Here is an 18248-nt window from a genome sequence, read left to right on the forward strand (position 1 = left end):
CGATTAAGACAGACCTGAAATCACGCCATTATTGTCAATGGTCATTCCTTCAGAAGCAGGTACAACAGGTAAGCCGGGCATACGCATCATGGCTCCTAAAATTGGAATGACGAAACCGGCACCGGCTGCAAATTCAAATTCACGAATGCTCACTGAAAATCCTTTTGGTCGTCCCAACAATTTTTCGTTATCTGAAAATGATTTTTGTGTTTTTGCCATGCAAATAGGTAAAGCCGACAAACCTAATTCATCAATTTTTTTCAAATCGGCAAGGGCTTGTTGACTGTATTCAACACTGTCTGCACCATAAATTTCTTTTGCAATAGTTTCAATCTTCGTTTTCACCGGAGATTTCCAATCATACAACGGTTTGAAATTATTTTTTCCTGCTTCTACTTCTGAAACAACTGCTTTTGCCAAGTCTGTCATTCCTTCACCTCCTTTTGCAAAGCCGCGCGCAACAACTGCATTTACTCCTTTTGCTTTACAGCGTTCTTGAATTAATTTTATTTCTTCTTCAGTATCACTTGGGAAAGCGTTGATTGCAACCACCGGATTTAAACCGAACTTTTGCATATTTTCTATGTGCTTTTCCAAGTTTTCAAGTCCTTTTGAAACACGCTCAACACTTGCGGTGTTGTATTCTTCTTTCACTGCTCCACCATGGTGACGCAGCGCTCTGATAGTTGCAACCAATACGGCAGCTTTTGGTTTTAATCCTCCTGATACACATTTGATATCTAGAAATTTTTCAGCGCCCAAGTCTGCTCCAAATCCTGCTTCAGTAACAACATAGTCAGATAGTGACAGGCCCATTTTTGTTGCAAGAATAGTATTGGTTCCTTGCGCAATATTTGCAAATGGTCCGCCGTGTATAATGGCAGGATTGCCTTCCAGTGTTTGCACTAAATTTGGTCTGATAGCATCTTTTAATAGAATTGCCATTGCATTTTCTGCTTTGAGATCGCGTGCGTAAATTGGTTTTTTATCAAAGGTAGTTCCAACATAAATATTACCCAATCGTCGTTTTAAATCTTCAAAATTTTCAGACATACAAAGGATTGCCATTACTTCAGATGCCGGTGTAATATTAAAACCGTCTTGACGCGGAATACCATTGCCTGTGCCGCCTAAACCAATAACGATATCACGCAGTGAACGGTCATTCATATCCATCACACGTTTCCATTTGATGGTTCTTGGATCAATGCCCAGGTTGTTGGTTTTATTCTGAATATTATTATCAATTAGGGCTGATAATAAATTATTTGCTTTTTCAACGGCAGAGAAATCTCCGGTGAAATGCAAATTAATATCTTCCATTGGTACCACCTGTGCATACCCGCCGCCAGCAGCTCCACCTTTGATTCCAAATACCGGACCCAAGGATGGTTCACGCAAAACAACGGTAGTTTTTTTACCTATTTTGTTGAGACCTTCGGTTAGTCCAATGGATGTGGTTGTTTTGCCCTCACCAGCCGGTGTGGGTGTTAATGCTGTAACTAAAACCAGATTTGCGTTTTCAATTTTTTTTGGATCTATCAAGTGAAGAGGTAATTTGGCTTTGTGCTTGCCATACATCTCAAGATCATCTTCTGTAATGTTTAGTCGTGACGCAATTTCACGAATGTGTTTAAGCTTTGCAGCCTGTGCAATTTCAATGTCTGATGGAAAATTTGCCATGGATTTGGTTTTATGTTTTAGTGTGAAAATAACTAATTTTTAGCTTAAATGATTCAGAATGCTAAAATATCTATCACCAAATTACTTAATTCAGTTCAGTTAAGGATTCAACGTTTTAATCAAACAACCGTGTTATTTTTTTTTAAAGAGAGGATTTCTCACGATGTCGTGTTGAGAAATTTTCATGAGTTTGACTTGCCTTGTTGTTCTTCTTTATTTGAATTGTGCTAATTTTGAAATGAATTTATTTGAAGTATCTTATGAACAGTAAACTGGTTTTCTGTCTGTTGATGTCGCTTGTTGTGGTTGCCATCTCAGGATGTAAAAAGCCGATTACTGAACCAAATTCTGGTATTTATCGCGGAACATTTTTTGAGATTTTTCAGAATACAGATACCGGCGCACAGGGTATCGCTTATCTTGCTTTGCATGACGAACAAATGTCTTATGAATTATCAGGTGATAGCCTTGCAGGGGCACCTTATGATGCGTATGGAACTTATTCAATTAATTCATCAACCACAATGAACTTTGTGAATTCAGGAAGTCTTTTACCCGGACAATCCAATATGTATACACTCGATACAACTTTTCAATACACCTTTGATAATCTCAAGTTTAAACTTTGGGTTACACGTGATACAGCGAAGTACGAATACTCGCTTATCAGAATTTAATCCAGACCAAATTTGTGAGGATCGTTGTGGCTGGCCTCTATTTCGTCTTTGATCAATTCAATCTTTTTTGAAATCATGGCAAATTCAGGGTGTCCATTGTCTTTCAGCCATTGGAAAGATTTTTCGTTTCCATCTCCGCTGAGTGCAACATGTTTGAGTACTTCAAAATTATTTTTTTCTAACCAGGCAATAGCAGTTTTGTTCCCTTCAACACCATTGATCATAGCCATCAGATGAGCGTATCCGTTTTTTACTAACCATTCACGCGCATCTTGTTTGAGGTGGAGTGCATAAACAAATACACCTAATTCTTTGTAATCAGGACTCTCCATAAACCAGTCTCGCAAGGCTTTATTGCCACCAATAGCTTCAGCCCAACCCAACAATATTTTTGGATGATAGCGCAACGGTTTTAATTTTACCGGTCCACTCACTAGAGTTTCATCTGTTTTTATTTTCTTCTTTCTGAATATCATATTTCATTTAGCAATGCCAAGAAAGCGGATAGATTTTATTTTACCATTGGCTACTGTAAAATCATAAGCTTCAGTAAAAGTAACACTGTCTTTTGAAAAATTATATTTTGTGAAGATGTGTTCTTGGTCATCTTCTTCTAACTCATTCAGGTGAATGGTTTGAATCAGTGTATTATTGCTGGAGTCAGGAGCGAGCATCCGTTCAATAATTTCTTGTGGTCCACTGTAAATGGTATCATACGCATTGTCAATGACAAAACAATTTTCATCAATAAACGGAGCAGCAGTAGATGGTTGATGATTTTCCCAAGCGTGATTAAAAGCTTGAACAGTTTCAATAGGAGTTGTTTGTTTATTTCCGGGATCAAACCACATGTACGCAACAATAATTGCAGTGACAACACCGGCGAGGTCAGCAAGTAATCCGGCTTTGATTGCATATCTTGTTTTTTTAATACCAACCGAGCCAAAGTACACTGCAACAATGTAAAAAGTAGTATCTGATGCACCTTGCATAACAGCGTTTAGTCTGCCAATAAAACTGTCAACACCATGTATTTGGAATGATTCCAGCATCATACCTCTTGCGCCGCTTCCGCTGAGTGGTTTCATAATTGCGGTAGGTAAGGCATGTACAAATTCAACGCTTGCAAAGAAGAGAGAAAAAAACCATTCAAAACCGCTCATGAGAAAACCCATTGCTCCTGATGTTCTGAATACACCAATTGAAACAATAATTGCAACCAGAAAAGGAATAATTTTAATTGCAATACCAAAGCCGTCTTTTGCACCATCAATAAAGGCTTCGTATACATTTACTTTTTTTATCAAAGCCATTAGTATAAAAGCACAAATGATACCGTATAAAATAATATTACTCAACAAACCACTTTGCACTTTTAGTTCTTGAGGAGACAATGAATCAAAGTAATAACCCAGTCCAATAACCGCGCCTGTCATTACTCCGAGGTAAATCAATACCGTTGGGTTCAGCAAATTAATGCGCTGATAAATAGCTACAGTAATCAAGCCAACCAAAGTAGAACAAAATGTTGCAATGAGTATTGGAATAAAAACATCCGATGGATCTTCAGCACCAAAAGTACTGCGATAGCTCATGATGGTAACCGGAATAAGCGTGAGTCCTGATGCATTCAGAACAAGAAACATAATCTGAGAATTGGATGCGGTATCTTTTTTGGGATTCAGTTCTTGAAGCTCATTCATTGCTTTCAAACCAACCGGCGTAGCAGCGTTATCAAGGCCAAGCATATTGGCTGAAAAATTCATCAGCATAGATCCTCTGGCAGGATGATTAGCCGGCACATCAGGAAAAAGTTTATTAAAAAATGGTCCAACAATTTTTGACATTACCTGAACTGATCCTCCCATTTCCCCAATTTTCATAATGCCCATCCAAAGACATAAAATTCCAGTTAGTCCAATTGAAATATCAAAAGATGTTTTAGCACTTTCAAATGTGCCGTTAACCATTTGAACAAAAACTTCAGTGTCTCCGCCAAATGTTTTGATGACAGCAACAACGAGTGCAATCAGAAAAAAAGCTATCCAAATGTAATTCAGAATCACGGTTGAAATTTTAATCTAAAGTAAGCGCAAATATTTTTAAATGAACCTGTGACTTTATTGAAGTTATTCAACTCACTTGTTAATTAATCCGAAATAAGAAATGACCTGATCAAAGAAAATGTCTCCGTTTTTTTCGCTCACTTCAGGATGAAATTGAACGCTGATCATTTTTTTAACAGGATGTGCCATGGCTTCGTTTTCACAGATCACTGACTTGCCAAGGCGAATAAAATGAGGTGGACATGTGACGTGTTCCTGATGATCCTCTTTCATTTGGAATTCTTGCTGAAAATTATTTAAAACTGGGTGGGCATACAGTTTTTGAATACTTTGCCAATCCCTGTCAGGTGTACATTTTCCAATTCTTCCTCCGTGTAATATACCAATGAGTTGGTGTCCAAAACAAATACCAAGTACCGGAATAGATAAACTTTTAACGAAGTCAAACCGCATGAGGTATTCATTATATTTTTCCCAAGGAATTTCAGAGAGCAGGACAGGAGAACCGCTTAGAATAAGAGCCTCGGCTTGATGAATTTCGTTGAGGTCTATCTGATCTTCAGATACAATTTTACATTGAATGTTTCTGGCAATGCACTTTTCGGCGATGTCTGGTGTTTTGCTGCTTCCCAGATTAATGATGATAACCATAGCGTTTACAATTCTAGTTCACCTATTCCTTGTCTTATTATTTCCGGTGCTCCGGCTGTGAGGTCAACTACGGTTGAGGGTTCGTTTTTACCCGTGCCTCCATCTATGATAGCATCTACCATGTTATTCCAGTTTTCAAAAATAGCTTCAGGGTCAGTTGAATATTCAAGAATAGAATCTTCGTCATGCAATGAACCGGTGACAAGTGGGTGACCTAATTCTTTGACCAATTCAAGTGCTATGTTGTTATCCGGAATCCTGATGCCAACAGTTTTTTTATTGGTTTCAAAAAGTTTTGGAATTTGTGATGATGCCTGAAGAATGAAAGTAAAAGGTCCCGGTAAATTTTTATTAAGGATTTTATAAGTTGGCCGATCAATGGCCTTTGTGTAATTGGCAAGTAGACTCAAATCATGAAAAATGATTGAGAAATTCGCATGTTTCATTTTTGCATCTTTCAGTTTTGCCAAACGCTCAATGGCTCTTTTATTGAGGAGGCTGCAACCAAATGCATACACGGTATCTGTTGGGTAAATAATGACACCACCTTTAGCAACAATTTCTGCTACTTGTTTGATTTTGCGTTGATCAGGATTTTCCGGATAGATTTTAAAAAGCATATCAGATGTAAATATATAAAAATCACTTCACGTAAACTCGTATTATCCATTGTCTGTATAAAGGATCAATGAATTCCATGGTCTTGCTGTTTATATCAACGACCTCTTTGTCAACCAATGCTTTTCGCACTCTGACTACGTTGGCTGAGCTTCCCAAATCATAGGTTATGATAATTTTTGTTGTGCTGAATATTTCATTTCAATGTCATCACCTTTCGTTTAATCTTTCTCTTTGTATGGTAGTTGGCTAAAAGATAAACAAAAATTTACTGTTACTGATTAGCAATAGTGTTGATATAACATCACATCGTGACGGGTCAGTTACGCTTACCGGTTAATAATTGTTCAGATTCTTGTTTACTATTTTGAAGGTTTAGGTTTGAGTAGACCTGTTTTTTTGTCGTATCCATAGGGACAATGTTTGCACCCGCTTTTGCAACAGTAACCTCGTTTGAGATGGTATTTTTCAGTATAAATAATGAAACCCTCAGGTGATCGGTAATAGTCGTCAGGTTCCAATTCAGATAAGGGAGGAATTTTATTCATTATTGTTTGACGAATTTGGTTGTATAAACTCCATCCAGCGTATAAATTTTGACCAGATAAATTCCTGAACTTAATTCGTCAATCGCAATTGAATTCGTATTGCTCATATCAGATATCAATACAAGTTTACCGGAGTAGTCTATCATTTCAACACGCACTACCGGTGTGTTTGATTGTAAATTGATTTCGTTATCTGCCGGATTAGGAAACAGTTCAATTTGTACGCTGTTCTCATCAATGCCTGCTTGCGGACCAATGTAAACGCAGTAGTCTTCATATTCGCCGTAAAAGGCTGACACCGGACATGTTTCTGGTGCAGCAGTAGCGCTCATTCCAATGCGCATTTTTTTAACTCCAATAGATGCGCCGGATGGTATGGTCAATATACCTGTGATGCTGGTATTAGAGGTGAGATTATCAATAAGTAATTCAGATGTTTCAAAGTCTCCATCTCCATCAAAATCTATCCAAACAGAAAATCCTTCTGTAAAATTAAAACCTGAGTAGCCCGGTGTAAACGTGATGTTATAAGCGTTGCCCGGAGTTAATGCAGTAATAATTTGATTTGAGACAAGCCAACCTCCGTTTGTACCGGTGTTATTTGAAAAAGTATTAATTGCAATTGCTTGTATCCATTCAGTATTTGCATTTGCACCTTGTACATCACAGTATGTTTGTTCAGTGCAAGCGCCACAGCCAAGTGTTGTAACCAAAAGTGAACTGCTGTATCCCTGAGTGCTGTCAGCACATTGAGTGTGAATTTGAAATTCATATTCTGTGCAAGGAATCAAGCTTGTTAAATCGAAAGGAGAGCTCACGTTGAGTACTTCTGTCCAAAGAGATTCTTCACTTAATTTATATCTGATGTCGTAAGAAGTTGCCGAAAGAACATCTGACCATATCAAACTAATTGAAGTATTTGTTTTAGCTGAAACGTCAAGCGTGGGATTATTGCAGCATCCGTCTGTTTGAAAAATAAGAGGGTAGGAGAGATTACTTGAATCTGTTCCGCAAATACCTTGAACGTAGATATCGTAATATGAACAAGCAAGCAAGGTGTCAACTGCAAAAGTATTTGTTCCATTAACTGAAACAGAACTTAATGTTGATCCGTTGATAGCAAACCAAACTACGTAGTCAGTTGAGAATCCTTCCCATTCAAATGCTGCTGATGTATCAGTAATTGCGGTGAGCTGAATATTATATGGGGCATCACACGTATTTGGATCACATGCAGAAAGTAAACTGTCAATGTAACCTTTTACGTTGATGCGTCCACCACTTGATACTTCTGTCAACAAGCCTGCCGTTTCATCTACACTTTCAAGCATATATTGTCTCATGTCTAGCGCAGCACCTGAGGGATCATATTTTACATAATTGATAAAATCATTGCACGGGGCTGAGTACGCAAGTGCTACACAACCGGCTACGCAAGGTGTAGCGAATGATGTTCCACTTGAAATGGTATAAACATTACCAGGTGAAGTTGTTTGAACAGCACTGCCCGGAGCACCCACATCTACATGTGTTACTCCATAGCCTGAATTTGCCCTCAAATCCTGACTATTGGTCATGGTAACAGCAACTAAAAATTCAGACGTACACGTTGTTGGCATATCACCTACCACATCAACATTAGAGTTGTTATTGGTTGTTGCCGCAATATTTAATATTCCGTAATACCCCAGTGAATCATACATAGCGCACCACAGTGGAGAATCAGAAGCATCTGCATTATCTATTCCCCATGATGAGTTGGTAGCAACCACAAAAGCACCTTCTTGCCCGTACGTTTCATTATATTTTTTGCGCATTTTCAATGGATATGTATAGGCTGCAATGACGCTGGATTCATTGGATGCCTGTTGCCCCTGAACAACCATCATTTTCAGATTCCAGTTTACACCGGAAACTCCAGTGATATTATTTCCGGTAGCGCCAATCATTCCGGCAACGCGCGTGCCATGGCTTCCTGCGCCAATATTATCATCTAGCGTAATCACATGCCATCCTAGGTAATCGTCAATGTATCCGTTGTTGTCATTGTCAATTCCATCGTTCGGAATTTCAGCGTAGTTTTTCCAGATATTATCTTTCAGATCAATGTGATTAAGGTCAACTCCATTTCCTTCAATGATGCAAACAACAATGGTGTCACCATGCGTGGTGAGTCCGCCGGTTGTGATATCCCACGCTTCTGGGCTGTCAATATCTGCGTCAATTAATCCGCCGGTTTGCCCCGTGTTTTTATGATGCCACTGATTATTGAATAGGGTATCTGATGGTATTGTTTCACGTTCATATACGTAGTGATTTTTTTGCGCAACTAGAATTCCATCAGTTCCCTTGATCTTTACTAATATTTCATTGATATCACAGTTTGTGTTTACGAATTGAACCAGCCAAATATTCATTACATCTGAAATGCATGTAAAGGATTTTATCTCTTCAGATGTTGCAGACATTATAAATCGGCTAACATCTTCAGGTTTTTCTGAAGGGTTAATCTGAATTAATATTTCACCGGGCACATAGGTTGTGTTTTGACTTATTGCGTTGTTCAAGTAGAAGAACAGACTGGTGATGGTAAAAATTCTTACAAAGTTTATCATGCCTCAAATTTAGCTATAATTCAGTGTATATAACGTCTGAGATGATTGAAAGGATAGTTTCATTGATTAAAAAAACAATGATCTTGAAACCTTCAGAGGATAGTTGCAGTAAAAGCCCATACACGACAACAACAACCAAATTATGAAAACTATTATCACCTCCATGGTTATGGCCATGCTGTTTGCAGGCAGCCATGTTATTGCTCAGGGATCAGGCAAAGTAACACTTAGTGCAGATATTGAATCAACTGAACCGGTGCATGGTATTCAGGTTACTATTCTAGACATGAATACCAAAGAAATTATCCAACGCACTGAAATCAACAGCAGACTATACTGCATCCTTGCATTGGAAAATCGGTATATGATTTACTTTAAAAAAACCGGTTTACCTTCTACAAGAATTACGGTAGATACCAGAAATGCTGATGCAGCAGATTATAATATGCATGTTAAAATTAATTTGAGTGATGAATCTATTCTGTCTCAAGGGAGCATTTCTCAATCAGCCGGTGAATTGAAATTTAACGCAGTTTCTGGTTTGTTTACATTGCAAAGTGGTGTGCCCGGTATTGGTGTATTGGATTATTACAATAAGGTTACCGGTACTCCATCCTTCTAATCAGAAAACCGAACGAATACCCAAGTGAATTTTAGTGTTGCTCAGAATTGGATTTGTTTTCAAATACCAACCATTAGCAATGAGTAGTTCCAATTTGATGTTTCCTGATATAAATCCAAAACCAAGCCCGATAGACTGAACCTGATAAAATTGTGTTGAATGAAATGAGGCATAGTCATAAAGTAATTTAAACTCAATGGCTTTAACCGGTATGAATCCTATTTCATTATTGATTAAGATCACATCGTTTCCATTTAGTTCCAATTCATAAAAGCCGCGAATGGAATTTAAACCGCCAAAAAATATTTTTTCATTTCGTGAAAGGGTATAAGCACTCGTTAATCCTTCATATTGAATTGAGTTGAAAATAAAAAAATAGTTGAGAATACTTAATTGATGCGAGTATCTCATGAGATATTTTGAATTAGATAAAAGCGGATATTCTTCCGCAGTGCTATCAGTTTTGAAAGTGAAAAATCCACCTGAAACTTCAAATGTTGGATGATAAAAGGCGGCTTTACCGGTGAACGTAGGACGGTATCTAATGCTTGTACCGTAGGTGTTTTTCTGGTAATCACGCAAATCAGCCGGAGTAGTTTTTAAAATGGTGGTAGAGTTTTCATGCTGATAAAAAACACCGAACTTATAAAAAGGATTGAGATAAGCTAATTCAAAAAACGCATCAGCGCGCACAAATGAGCTGTCTTGTTTGCGCAAATCTAATTTTGTTCCTATACCCAAAGGCGTTTTCAGTATATAGGGATATTGGAGAAATAACTTTAGTTGCTGCGTGTTTTGCGGGTTGTTTTTCCAATTCATTGAAAATTGTTCACCCCGGTGAAATGAATTTACCAGTGAAAGATTCAGGTAGCCATTCAGTTTTAATTTTCCGCTTATATTGTCTTGTTGAAAGCCGACAAAGCCATCTGCGCTGCTGGCATTTCTTCTTTCAATGTAGAGAAATATTTCTGCTTTACCGTTTTGCCTGAAAACAACTTCAGCCGGACGAATCAATTTATATAATCCGCCTGAAGAAAGTAACAAACCTGCCTTGAGTATTTTCTCCTCATCATACGGAGTGCCGGTTTCTAAATTGATCAAATTTAAAACGGTTGGCTCGTGGAATTTGGTTTTACTGCGAATGGTGATTTTGTCAATCACAAAAAACATTCCGCTGTCTATTTTATAATAAAGATTTAGCGTCTTGTTTTCTTCAGATTCATGCGTGAATTTTATTTGCGCAAACGGGTATCCATTGTTCTCAAGATCTTGCAATAATGAGTTGACGTGTTCAGGTGTTTGGGTGAGATTTTTTAATTTCTCTACATCTTCATTGTATTGATTGATTAATGCAACATGTTCAAATTTATTTCTACTTGTGCAGTAGTAATGGATGGTGTTTTTTTGCTGTGTTGAATCTGACAATTCAATGCCGGTATAACCTTCAAGGGCAAAGCGGTTCAGTGCTTTTTGTTTATACCGTGCAAAGTTGGTTGAATCTTTAACGGCTTCATACTTGATTGATGTTTTATCAAGATGAAATATAAGCACGGTTTCCTGTTGCGCTAAAAGCTGGAAAAATTGGAATAAAATGAAACCGGTGAAAATAAACCTCATGCAACATGAACGAAAGTTCTGTCTGAAAATTACCTAAAATTAAATGAAATGAAGCGTGTTATGAATTAAAAAAGATATTTGTTTAAGTACGCGAATATTTTTATTTACGCCTAGTTTAGACTTTTCCGGGATACACCTTAAGTGCTTCTTCAAGACATTTTACAGCCTTTCTCAGAGAATCTTTTTCAAGTACATAAGCAATTCGCGCTTCATTTTTCCCAGAACCTTTTGTAGCGTAAAATCCGCTTGCGGGCGCCATCATGACAGTTTGATTTTCATAACTGAATTCTTCCAACAACCATTGGCAAAATTTATCCGCATCATCAACCGGAAATTTTGCGACACAATAAAAAGCACCCTTTGGTTTGGGGCAAAATACCCCCGGAATTTTATTCAGTCCGTCTACTAAAATATTTCTGCGTTCAACGTATTCAGCAATCACTTCATCAAAATATGATTGTGGAGTTTGTAAAGCTGCTTCACCGGCAATTTGCCCAAATGTTGGGGGAGAAAGTCGTGCCTGTGCAAATTTAAGTGCCGTACTTATTACTTCTTTATTTCGTGAAATCAATGCGCCAACTCTGGCACCGCACATGCTGTAGCGTTTTGAAACTGAATCTATCAATATCACATTTTGATCAATGCCACTCAGGTTCATCACAGAAAAAGGTTGTGCGCCATCATAACAAAACTCACGATAAACTTCGTCTGCAAACAAAAACAAATCATGTTTTTTTACCACGTCACGCAGTTTTTCCAATTCTTCTTTTGAATACAGATACCCCGTTGGATTACCGGGGTTACAAATCACAATCACTTTTGTTTTTGGTGTGATCATTTTTTCAATTTCTTCAACAGGAGGTAATGCAAATCCATCTTCAATATGAGATGTGACAGGCACTACGGTAAGTCCGGCTGTCATGGCAAAGCTATTGTAGTTGGCGTAAAAAGGTTCCGGAATAATCACTTCATCTCCCGGATTACAACAGGTCATAAAGGCAAAAATCAAGGCTTCAGATCCTCCGGTGGTAATTAAAATTTCATCTGTATTAACAGGTATACCTGATTTTTTATAATACTCTGCCAACCCTTTGCGGTATGATTCATACCCGGCTGAATGGCTGTATTCTATTACTTTTTTATCCGTGTTGTGAATGGCCTGCATGGCTACTTCAGGCGTTTTAATATCAGGTTGTCCAATATTTAGAAAATAGACAGTTTTACCTTCTTTTTTTGCTTTTTCAGCATACGGAACCAATTTACGGATTGGTGATTGCGGCATGGCCGCCCCTTTACTAGAAATGCCTGGCATGTGTTTTTAATTTTTGCCAAAAATAAGCATTCTACTGATTTAAACCGGTATGAATGATTCTTCTTTGCGACTTACTTGAATAAATCAAATTTAAATCTATACTCAAATCCTTGATCTGTTTTGAGTTCAAGCTCTCCATCAAGTTGAAGGGTTAATGATTCTACCAACTCCATTCCTAAAGAGTCTTCTTTCAATTCATCAAAGGTCAGGTCGGCTCCAATTCCATCGTCTTTGATTACCATCACAGAGTACTTGTTGTCTGAATGAATAGCGATGGAAATGTTGCCTTCATTCCGTTCAAAAAATGCATGTTTAAGTGCGTTGGAGATTACCTCATTAATAATTAACCCAAGCGGAATCAAGGTGTCAATACTGTACTCACGTTCTTCTAAATCAAATTTGAGTTTAATTTTTATACGATGATTTTCGTATGACTCCATGATATTAAAACACAACTCTTCAATATAATTTCTCACGCGTAGGCTGGCAAGATTTCCGGTTTTGTACAGTTTTTCATGAATGAGAGCCATGCTGCGTATCCGGTTTTCGGTTTCCATGAGTTTCTCTTTGAAATTAGTGGCATTCATGAAACTAGATTGCAGACGAATCATGCTATTTATAATCTGCAAATTATTTTTTACCCGGTGGTGAATTTCTTTGAGTAGAATTTCTTTTTCTTCTTTTGATATCAAGGTTCTTTTCAGCTCTTCATTTTGTGCGCTTAGCACCTGCTGATGTGCTTTGGTTTGAATCAATCTTTTTCTGGCTGAGAAAAATAACAATACAATCATCAATATAATGAGTAGAAGTATAATGATAGCAAAGGTGTAATTGCGCCACTGTATTTTATTTTCAAGTTCAATATTTTGTTTTTTTGCCAATTCCAGATCATGCTCAGTCTCCATATGCTGAATCTTGATTGTGTCTGCAAACATCTGGAACCTGATTAGTTCATTCTCAATAATGCTTGATTGGTTCAAATGAATTAGCGAATCTTCATGAATAAAATATTGCATGAAATAATCTGATGATTTTTTACTGTTTCCTTTATAATAATGAGATAAACCCAATAGTCTCAGAATATCCAATTTATTCTCTGTTACCTTATCTGACTGAACGAGAGCATATGCTTTTTCTAGATTGAGAATTGCATTGTTCCAATCTTTCAATTCAATATAAATAGAACCCAACACGTTGTAATCAAACGATAGATCAAGTTGACTATTCAGGTTTTGTTTGATTTCAAGTGATTTGTTGATGTAAAAGAGTGCACTGTCAGTATTATGCAATGCAAGGTGTAGGTTGGCCAAATTATGACAAATATATGCCAGACCTGATTGTGAATTACCTTGCTCTCTCAGCGACAACGTATAATACATAAAGTAAAATGCAGAGTCATATTGTTTATCATTCTTATAAATATTACCCAGATTATTGCAACAGCCCGCTTCGTTATTTTTATCTCCATTGCGTTTGAAGTAATTTAGCGCCGTGAAATATTCTTTTTTAGCGAGATCAGTCTGGCCGGTACTTTTCAAAACATTTCCAACGTTCATGTGAACCAGCGCCAAACCAACAGAATCACTCAACGCAAAATAGTATTGTCTTGCCGTGTTGAGAGAACGCAGTGCTTGAGTGTATTCAGAATCTCGCTTATATAACCGGCCCAAATTAAAGTAGTTTTCAGCCAGCAATTGCGTGTCTTTAATTTGAAATCCCAATTCAATTGATTTGTGAAATTGGGCAGCCGCTGTGTCATACACATCCGTATTTAAAAACAGCTTGCCCAATAACTGATGGTAGCTGGCCTGCGCATGCGTGTTTGAATTATAATCCGGTAAGAACTGAATTTTATCTATGAAAATGGAAGCGCTGTCAAAATCCTCAGCGTTTAGAAACTGTTCACTTTTGTCTATCAGGATTTTTTCAGAAAAATCTTGTGACCAAGTATACGCAAATTGCATAGCCAGGCAGGTTAGTGCTGAATTTAAAAATGCTGAGAGAATACGGTCTGCTTTCATGTTGTCGCTGATGTAAAGATAATGGATTGAGCATTATATCATGCTGACCGACAATAATTCAAAGTATAGTTTCTTTTTTCTTAGACATCAATTCATTGTAATTCATATTTTTGATAAAAAGTTTTTATGGTTATTCGTTTCGGTTTACTTTGGTTTTACGTAACAACTTGTGTTGCGGTATTGGCTCAGTGTCCTGCTGATTCTGTTTTTACGTATATGATAGTAAGCGGAACAAACAAAGTTGCAAGCGCAGAGTATTATGTGTATGATGAGCAGGATTCATTGATTCAATATACATTGACTGATTTTATATCAGGTAAAGCAGTGCCGCAGAGTGAAAATAATTTTTCATACACCAAAACAAAAACCGGACGCAAAGTAGTGATGGAGACAAAAGTCTGGAATCAGGAACGGGGTTCATTCAGATCAGTGAGAAGATATACGAAAGAATTTAATAAGCAAAATAAACTCACCGCTGAAATTACTGAAAAGTATCTTAATCAAAATGGAAATGATACGTGGGTTTTTGAAACTAAGATAACCCATCTCTACGCTAAAACCGGTGAAGAAATTCAAACAGAATTTTTTTACTGGATGCATGACCAATGGGTGAGCAATCAGAAAATTCAATTTGTATACCTTGATTTTAAAATTCACGAAATCATCACTGAACAGAATGATACAACATCAAATAGCTGGCATCATGATTCAAAAATATTATGTGTCTATGATTCAACCGGAAATTTGTACAGCAAAACATTTTACACATGGAAAAATGAAGCTTGGTTGCCGGTTGAGCGAACAGTGTACGGAAAAGAAAACGGAAAACCGGTGAATTGGATTTTTGAGCAGGAATGGAATTGCGCCAAACAAAACTGGACCAATAAATTTTATCATGTGATGGAGCTTAATTCAGATGGTACCACCCGGGTAGAAGTGCATCTCACCTGGACAGGTAAAGATTGGGAAATTCAAGAAACCTATCAATTTGTCTACACAGAATATGGTGCGCTTAGACAAATAAAAAATCAAGATGGCTCAATACTAGTTGACCGGTATTGCAGAAATTTCTGATTGCTTTTCTTTGATTAACTTTGCATTCTCTCATGTCTGAAGAATCAAAGTTTAATCTGGGTTTGCTGCGGCGATTGATCCGCTTGATGTCACCGTATAAGCTGATTTTTTTTATTGCGGCTTTTACTATCATTCTTCTTGCTGTGCTTGGGCCACTTAGACCGGCTATCATCATTGATATGATTGATCGGTTTGTATTGTTTGAAGCAAAAGAAAGTGTGACAGGTAATGCAACTCAATCTATCATTTCAGTATTTCAAACATCACATCAACCCGCTGATCAACTCTTGTCTTGGACAATTTTTTTATTGGTATTATTGGTTGTTGAATCACTCATTTTATTTGTCTCTACTTATGCGTCTAATTTGCTTGGGCAGTCTATTATTCGTGATATACGCATTCAACTGTTTAAACATTTCAACGGCTTTAAAATAAGTTATTTTGATCGTACACCCAATGGTACCATAGTCACCCGAATGATCTCTGACATTGAAGCAATTGCTGAAGTATTTTCTCTTGGTCTCATTACCATGATTGGTGATTTATTGAAACTCATGTTCATCATCATTTTTATGTTTTTGGTCAACTGGCAACTTGCGCTCATTGTCTTGATTCCTATTCCACTGCTTATCATTGCTACCCGCATTTTTGCAAAAGCCATGAAAAACTCTTTTCAAAAAGAACGCGTGCAGGTTAATAAGCTCAATACGTTTGTGCAAGAACATCTTTCAGGAATGAGTATTGTGCAATTATTTAATAGACAGCAGAAGGAGTATAAAAAATTTGAATCAATCAATAAAGATCACAGGCAGGCTCATATTGATGCTGTTTGGGCTTTCTCTATTTTTTTTCCGGTTGTTGAATTATTATCATCGTTATCTATTGCAGGATTAATTTTATGGGGCATGCTCAAATTGCAATTTTCAGTTGTTGCGGTGGAAGGTACTGCCGGTGTGATGTTTGGTTTTATCATGTGGGTACACATGCTGTATCGCCCCATTCGGCAACTGGCTGACAGATTCAATATTTTGCAGAGAGGAATGGTGAGGGCTGAGCGCGTTTTTGAAATATTGGATAAAACAAAACATCTTGAAGATAACGGAACTATTTCGCATTTTGACTCAAATCAAACCATTCATTTTAACGATGTGCACTTTGCCTACAAACCGGGTGAATGGGTGCTTAACGGAATTAGTTTTGATGTAGAGCATGGAAAATCTGTTGCCCTAGTTGGTACTACCGGTGCAGGTAAATCAACCATTATCAATTTGCTTACACGATTTTACGATATTCAAAAAGGAGATATTCTCATCGGAAATGATTCTGTAAAATCTTTTGATTTATCTGTGCTGAGAACCAATATTGGAATTGTACAGCAAGATGTTTTTCTTTTTTCAGATTCAGTTTACAATAATATTACGCTGGGGAATAATAAAATTCAAGAAGCTGAAGTAATCACAGCGGCAAAAAAAGTTGGCGCACATGATTTTATTATGCAGCTCCCCGGTGGGTACCAATATCACGTTGGTGAACGTGGCGGTGCACTTTCAGTTGGGCAAAAACAACTCATAGCCTTTATTCGTGCTTTTGTTTATAATCCGGGTATACTTATTCTTGACGAAGCTACTGCCAGTATTGATTCTGAATCAGAAGCATTAATTCAAAAAGCTACTACTGAACTTCAAAAAGGCAGAACCTCAATCATTATTGCTCACCGTTTGTCAACCGTGGTTAATTGTGATTTGATACTTGTGCTTGATCAGGGAAAAATTATTGAGAAAGGAACACATGCTGAATTAATTCAACTTAATGGGCAGTATAAAAAATTATACGATCTGAATTTTAGTTGATTAAAGCAGATTTTCTTTTTTTAAACCAAGTGTTGATTATCACTCCGGTGATGATGAGTACAATTCCAAAACCAGAATAAATTCCTACGGTTTCACCAAAGAAAAAATACCCCATCAGCAGAGCATAAATTGCACCAATATACTTCAGCGGAGCAACCGTTGAGGCACTTTCAGCATTGAACGCGCGAGTCATACATACTTGGGCAATTTGCGTTAGTATTCCAATGGCCAAAATAATCAACCATTCAATTCCTTGAGGAATCACAAACCCTTCAACCAAGCACCAAATCAACGTAACCGGAGTTGCTACTAACGGAAAATACATAACCACAGTAATAGGTGCATCTGTATTTCTACATTTCATAATTGCATTGTATGCAACACCTGAAAAAAAGGCTGAAATAACTCCAACAAGTAACCAAATTGGTTCAATATTACCGGATGAGTTTTTGTCAAGCCCTAGAACAATTACTCCGGCAAATGATATAGCAAAAAATAACCACTGAATAGGTTTAACCTTTTCTTTCAACATGAAAATTGCCATCACAATGGTAAATACCGGAGATAAATATTGTACCGTGGTTGCAATTGCCAAAGGCAGTTCCTGCAGTGTCATAAAGAATAAAAACAAACCGGTTGAACCAAAAATTCCTCTGATCAATAACCATTTTTTATTATTGCCAAGCAGAGGCAAATTTCTCATTTTAACAATGGAGAGACAGATAGAAAGAGAAATTACAGACCTGAGAAAAACCAATTCGTAAACTGGGTACTGCTGTGCATGCGGAATAATCCAATTAGGGTCACTCAAAAGTTTAATGCAAAAATTAACCAATGAAAAGGTGAACGTGGCAGCAAGCAGATATAGTATTCCCTTGTACATGAAATTCAAAG

General features: G+C 37.3%; 15 protein-coding genes. 4 read left to right on the top strand and 11 right to left on the bottom strand.

Annotation, left to right across the window (positions count from 1 at the left end; translation table 11 throughout):
• Positions 1-3 precede the first annotated feature (3 nt).
• Complete coding sequence (locus IPH66_04565; protein MBK7128626.1) at positions 4-1683, bottom strand: formate--tetrahydrofolate ligase; 1680 nt, start codon at positions 1681-1683, stop codon at positions 4-6.
• A gap of 260 nt (positions 1684-1943) precedes the next feature.
• Between IPH66_04565 and IPH66_04570 the strand changes: the two genes are divergently transcribed.
• Positions 1944-2360 (top strand): hypothetical protein, encoded by a 417-nt coding sequence (locus IPH66_04570; protein MBK7128627.1) that lies wholly within the window; start codon positions 1944-1946, stop codon positions 2358-2360.
• Here IPH66_04570 and IPH66_04575 read toward each other — a convergent pair.
• The 6 genes from IPH66_04575 to IPH66_04600 all read right to left on the bottom strand — a co-directional run bounded on the left by IPH66_04575 (position 2357) and on the right by IPH66_04600 (position 8858).
• Positions 2357-2836 (bottom strand): hypothetical protein, encoded by a 480-nt coding sequence (locus IPH66_04575; protein ID MBK7128628.1) that lies wholly within the window; start codon positions 2834-2836, stop codon positions 2357-2359. The two genes, IPH66_04570 and IPH66_04575, sit on opposite strands and share 4 nt — an antisense overlap.
• Before the next feature lie 3 nt (positions 2837-2839).
• Complete coding sequence (locus IPH66_04580) at positions 2840-4426, bottom strand: spore maturation protein (protein MBK7128629.1); 1587 nt, start codon at positions 4424-4426, stop codon at positions 2840-2842.
• Between the two features lie 72 nt (positions 4427-4498).
• Positions 4499-5077, bottom strand: a complete 579-nt coding sequence (locus IPH66_04585) for a hypothetical protein (protein ID MBK7128630.1) — start codon at positions 5075-5077, stop codon at positions 4499-4501.
• Positions 5078-5082: 5 nt separating this feature from the next.
• Positions 5083-5697: a threonylcarbamoyl-AMP synthase gene (locus tag IPH66_04590; GenBank protein MBK7128631.1), complete on the bottom strand. Its 615-nt coding sequence runs from the start codon at positions 5695-5697 to the stop codon at positions 5083-5085.
• Between the two features lie 360 nt (positions 5698-6057).
• A complete protein-coding gene (locus tag IPH66_04595; GenBank protein ID MBK7128632.1) occupies positions 6058-6243 on the bottom strand; it encodes a hypothetical protein in 186 nt (61 codons plus the stop codon).
• Positions 6243-8858: a S8 family serine peptidase gene (locus tag IPH66_04600; protein MBK7128633.1), complete on the bottom strand. Its 2616-nt coding sequence runs from the start codon at positions 8856-8858 to the stop codon at positions 6243-6245. Before IPH66_04600 ends, IPH66_04595 begins: the two co-directional genes overlap by 1 nt.
• Positions 8859-9000: 142 nt before the next feature.
• Here IPH66_04600 and IPH66_04605 point away from each other — a divergent pair, with 142 nt between their 5' ends.
• Positions 9001-9480 carry a hypothetical protein gene (locus IPH66_04605; protein MBK7128634.1) on the top strand — a complete coding sequence of 160 codons (480 nt, stop codon included), beginning with the start codon at positions 9001-9003 and terminating at the stop codon, positions 9478-9480.
• Here IPH66_04605 and IPH66_04610 read toward each other — a convergent pair whose 3' ends face one another.
• The 3 genes from IPH66_04610 to IPH66_04620 form a co-directional block, all read right to left on the bottom strand.
• Positions 9481-11097: a hypothetical protein gene (locus tag IPH66_04610; GenBank protein ID MBK7128635.1), complete on the bottom strand. Its 1617-nt coding sequence runs from the start codon at positions 11095-11097 to the stop codon at positions 9481-9483.
• Positions 11098-11212: 115 nt separating this feature from the next.
• The gene (locus IPH66_04615; protein ID MBK7128636.1) at positions 11213-12409 is read right to left on the bottom strand and encodes a pyridoxal phosphate-dependent aminotransferase; all 1197 of its coding nucleotides are present in this window, start codon (positions 12407-12409) and stop codon (positions 11213-11215) included.
• A gap of 71 nt (positions 12410-12480) precedes the next feature.
• Positions 12481-14430: a hypothetical protein gene (locus tag IPH66_04620; protein MBK7128637.1), complete on the bottom strand. Its 1950-nt coding sequence runs from the start codon at positions 14428-14430 to the stop codon at positions 12481-12483.
• A 126-nt stretch (positions 14431-14556) separates the two neighbouring features.
• On the opposite strand from IPH66_04620, the gene IPH66_04625 reads away from it, so the two are divergent.
• Both IPH66_04625 and IPH66_04630 read left to right on the top strand, forming a co-directional pair.
• Complete coding sequence (locus IPH66_04625; protein ID MBK7128638.1) at positions 14557-15504, top strand: hypothetical protein; 948 nt, start codon at positions 14557-14559, stop codon at positions 15502-15504.
• 32 nt (positions 15505-15536) lie between these two features.
• The gene (locus IPH66_04630) at positions 15537-17354 is read left to right on the top strand and encodes an ABC transporter ATP-binding protein (protein ID MBK7128639.1); all 1818 of its coding nucleotides are present in this window, start codon (positions 15537-15539) and stop codon (positions 17352-17354) included.
• Here IPH66_04630 and IPH66_04635 read toward each other — a convergent pair.
• Positions 17347-18237: a DMT family transporter gene (locus IPH66_04635; protein ID MBK7128640.1), complete on the bottom strand. Its 891-nt coding sequence runs from the start codon at positions 18235-18237 to the stop codon at positions 17347-17349. The genes IPH66_04630 and IPH66_04635 overlap by 8 nt on opposite strands.
• Positions 18238-18248 lie beyond the last annotated feature (11 nt).

This window comes from Crocinitomicaceae bacterium (genome assembly GCA_016708105.1).
GTDB lineage: Bacteria > Bacteroidota > Bacteroidia > Flavobacteriales_D > Crocinitomicaceae > JADJGJ01.

Bases quoted from the DNA above. Each gene is read 5' to 3' on its own strand.
- IPH66_04625 (MBK7128638.1), top strand. From the start codon at position 14,557: ATGGTTATTCGTTTCGGTTTACTTTGGTTTTACGTAACAACTTGTGTT.
- IPH66_04575 (MBK7128628.1), bottom strand. From the start codon at position 2,836: ATGATATTCAGAAAGAAGAAAATAAAAACAGATGAAACTCTAGTGAGT.
- IPH66_04590 (MBK7128631.1), bottom strand. From the start codon at position 5,697: ATGCTTTTTAAAATCTATCCGGAAAATCCTGATCAACGCAAAATCAAA.
- IPH66_04600 (MBK7128633.1), bottom strand. From the start codon at position 8,858: ATGATAAACTTTGTAAGAATTTTTACCATCACCAGTCTGTTCTTCTAC.
- IPH66_04610 (MBK7128635.1), bottom strand. From the start codon at position 11,097: ATGAGGTTTATTTTCACCGGTTTCATTTTATTCCAATTTTTCCAGCTT.
- IPH66_04620 (MBK7128637.1), bottom strand. From the start codon at position 14,430: ATGAAAGCAGACCGTATTCTCTCAGCATTTTTAAATTCAGCACTAACC.
- IPH66_04615 (MBK7128636.1), bottom strand. From the start codon at position 12,409: ATGCCAGGCATTTCTAGTAAAGGGGCGGCCATGCCGCAATCACCAATC.
- IPH66_04630 (MBK7128639.1), top strand. From the start codon at position 15,537: ATGTCTGAAGAATCAAAGTTTAATCTGGGTTTGCTGCGGCGATTGATC.
- IPH66_04635 (MBK7128640.1), bottom strand. From the start codon at position 18,237: ATGTACAAGGGAATACTATATCTGCTTGCTGCCACGTTCACCTTTTCA.
- IPH66_04570 (MBK7128627.1), top strand. From the start codon at position 1,944: ATGAACAGTAAACTGGTTTTCTGTCTGTTGATGTCGCTTGTTGTGGTT.
- IPH66_04605 (MBK7128634.1), top strand. From the start codon at position 9,001: ATGAAAACTATTATCACCTCCATGGTTATGGCCATGCTGTTTGCAGGC.
- IPH66_04565 (MBK7128626.1), bottom strand. From the start codon at position 1,683: ATGGCAAATTTTCCATCAGACATTGAAATTGCACAGGCTGCAAAGCTT.
- IPH66_04595 (MBK7128632.1), bottom strand. From the start codon at position 6,243: ATGAATAAAATTCCTCCCTTATCTGAATTGGAACCTGACGACTATTAC.
- IPH66_04585 (MBK7128630.1), bottom strand. From the start codon at position 5,077: ATGGTTATCATCATTAATCTGGGAAGCAGCAAAACACCAGACATCGCC.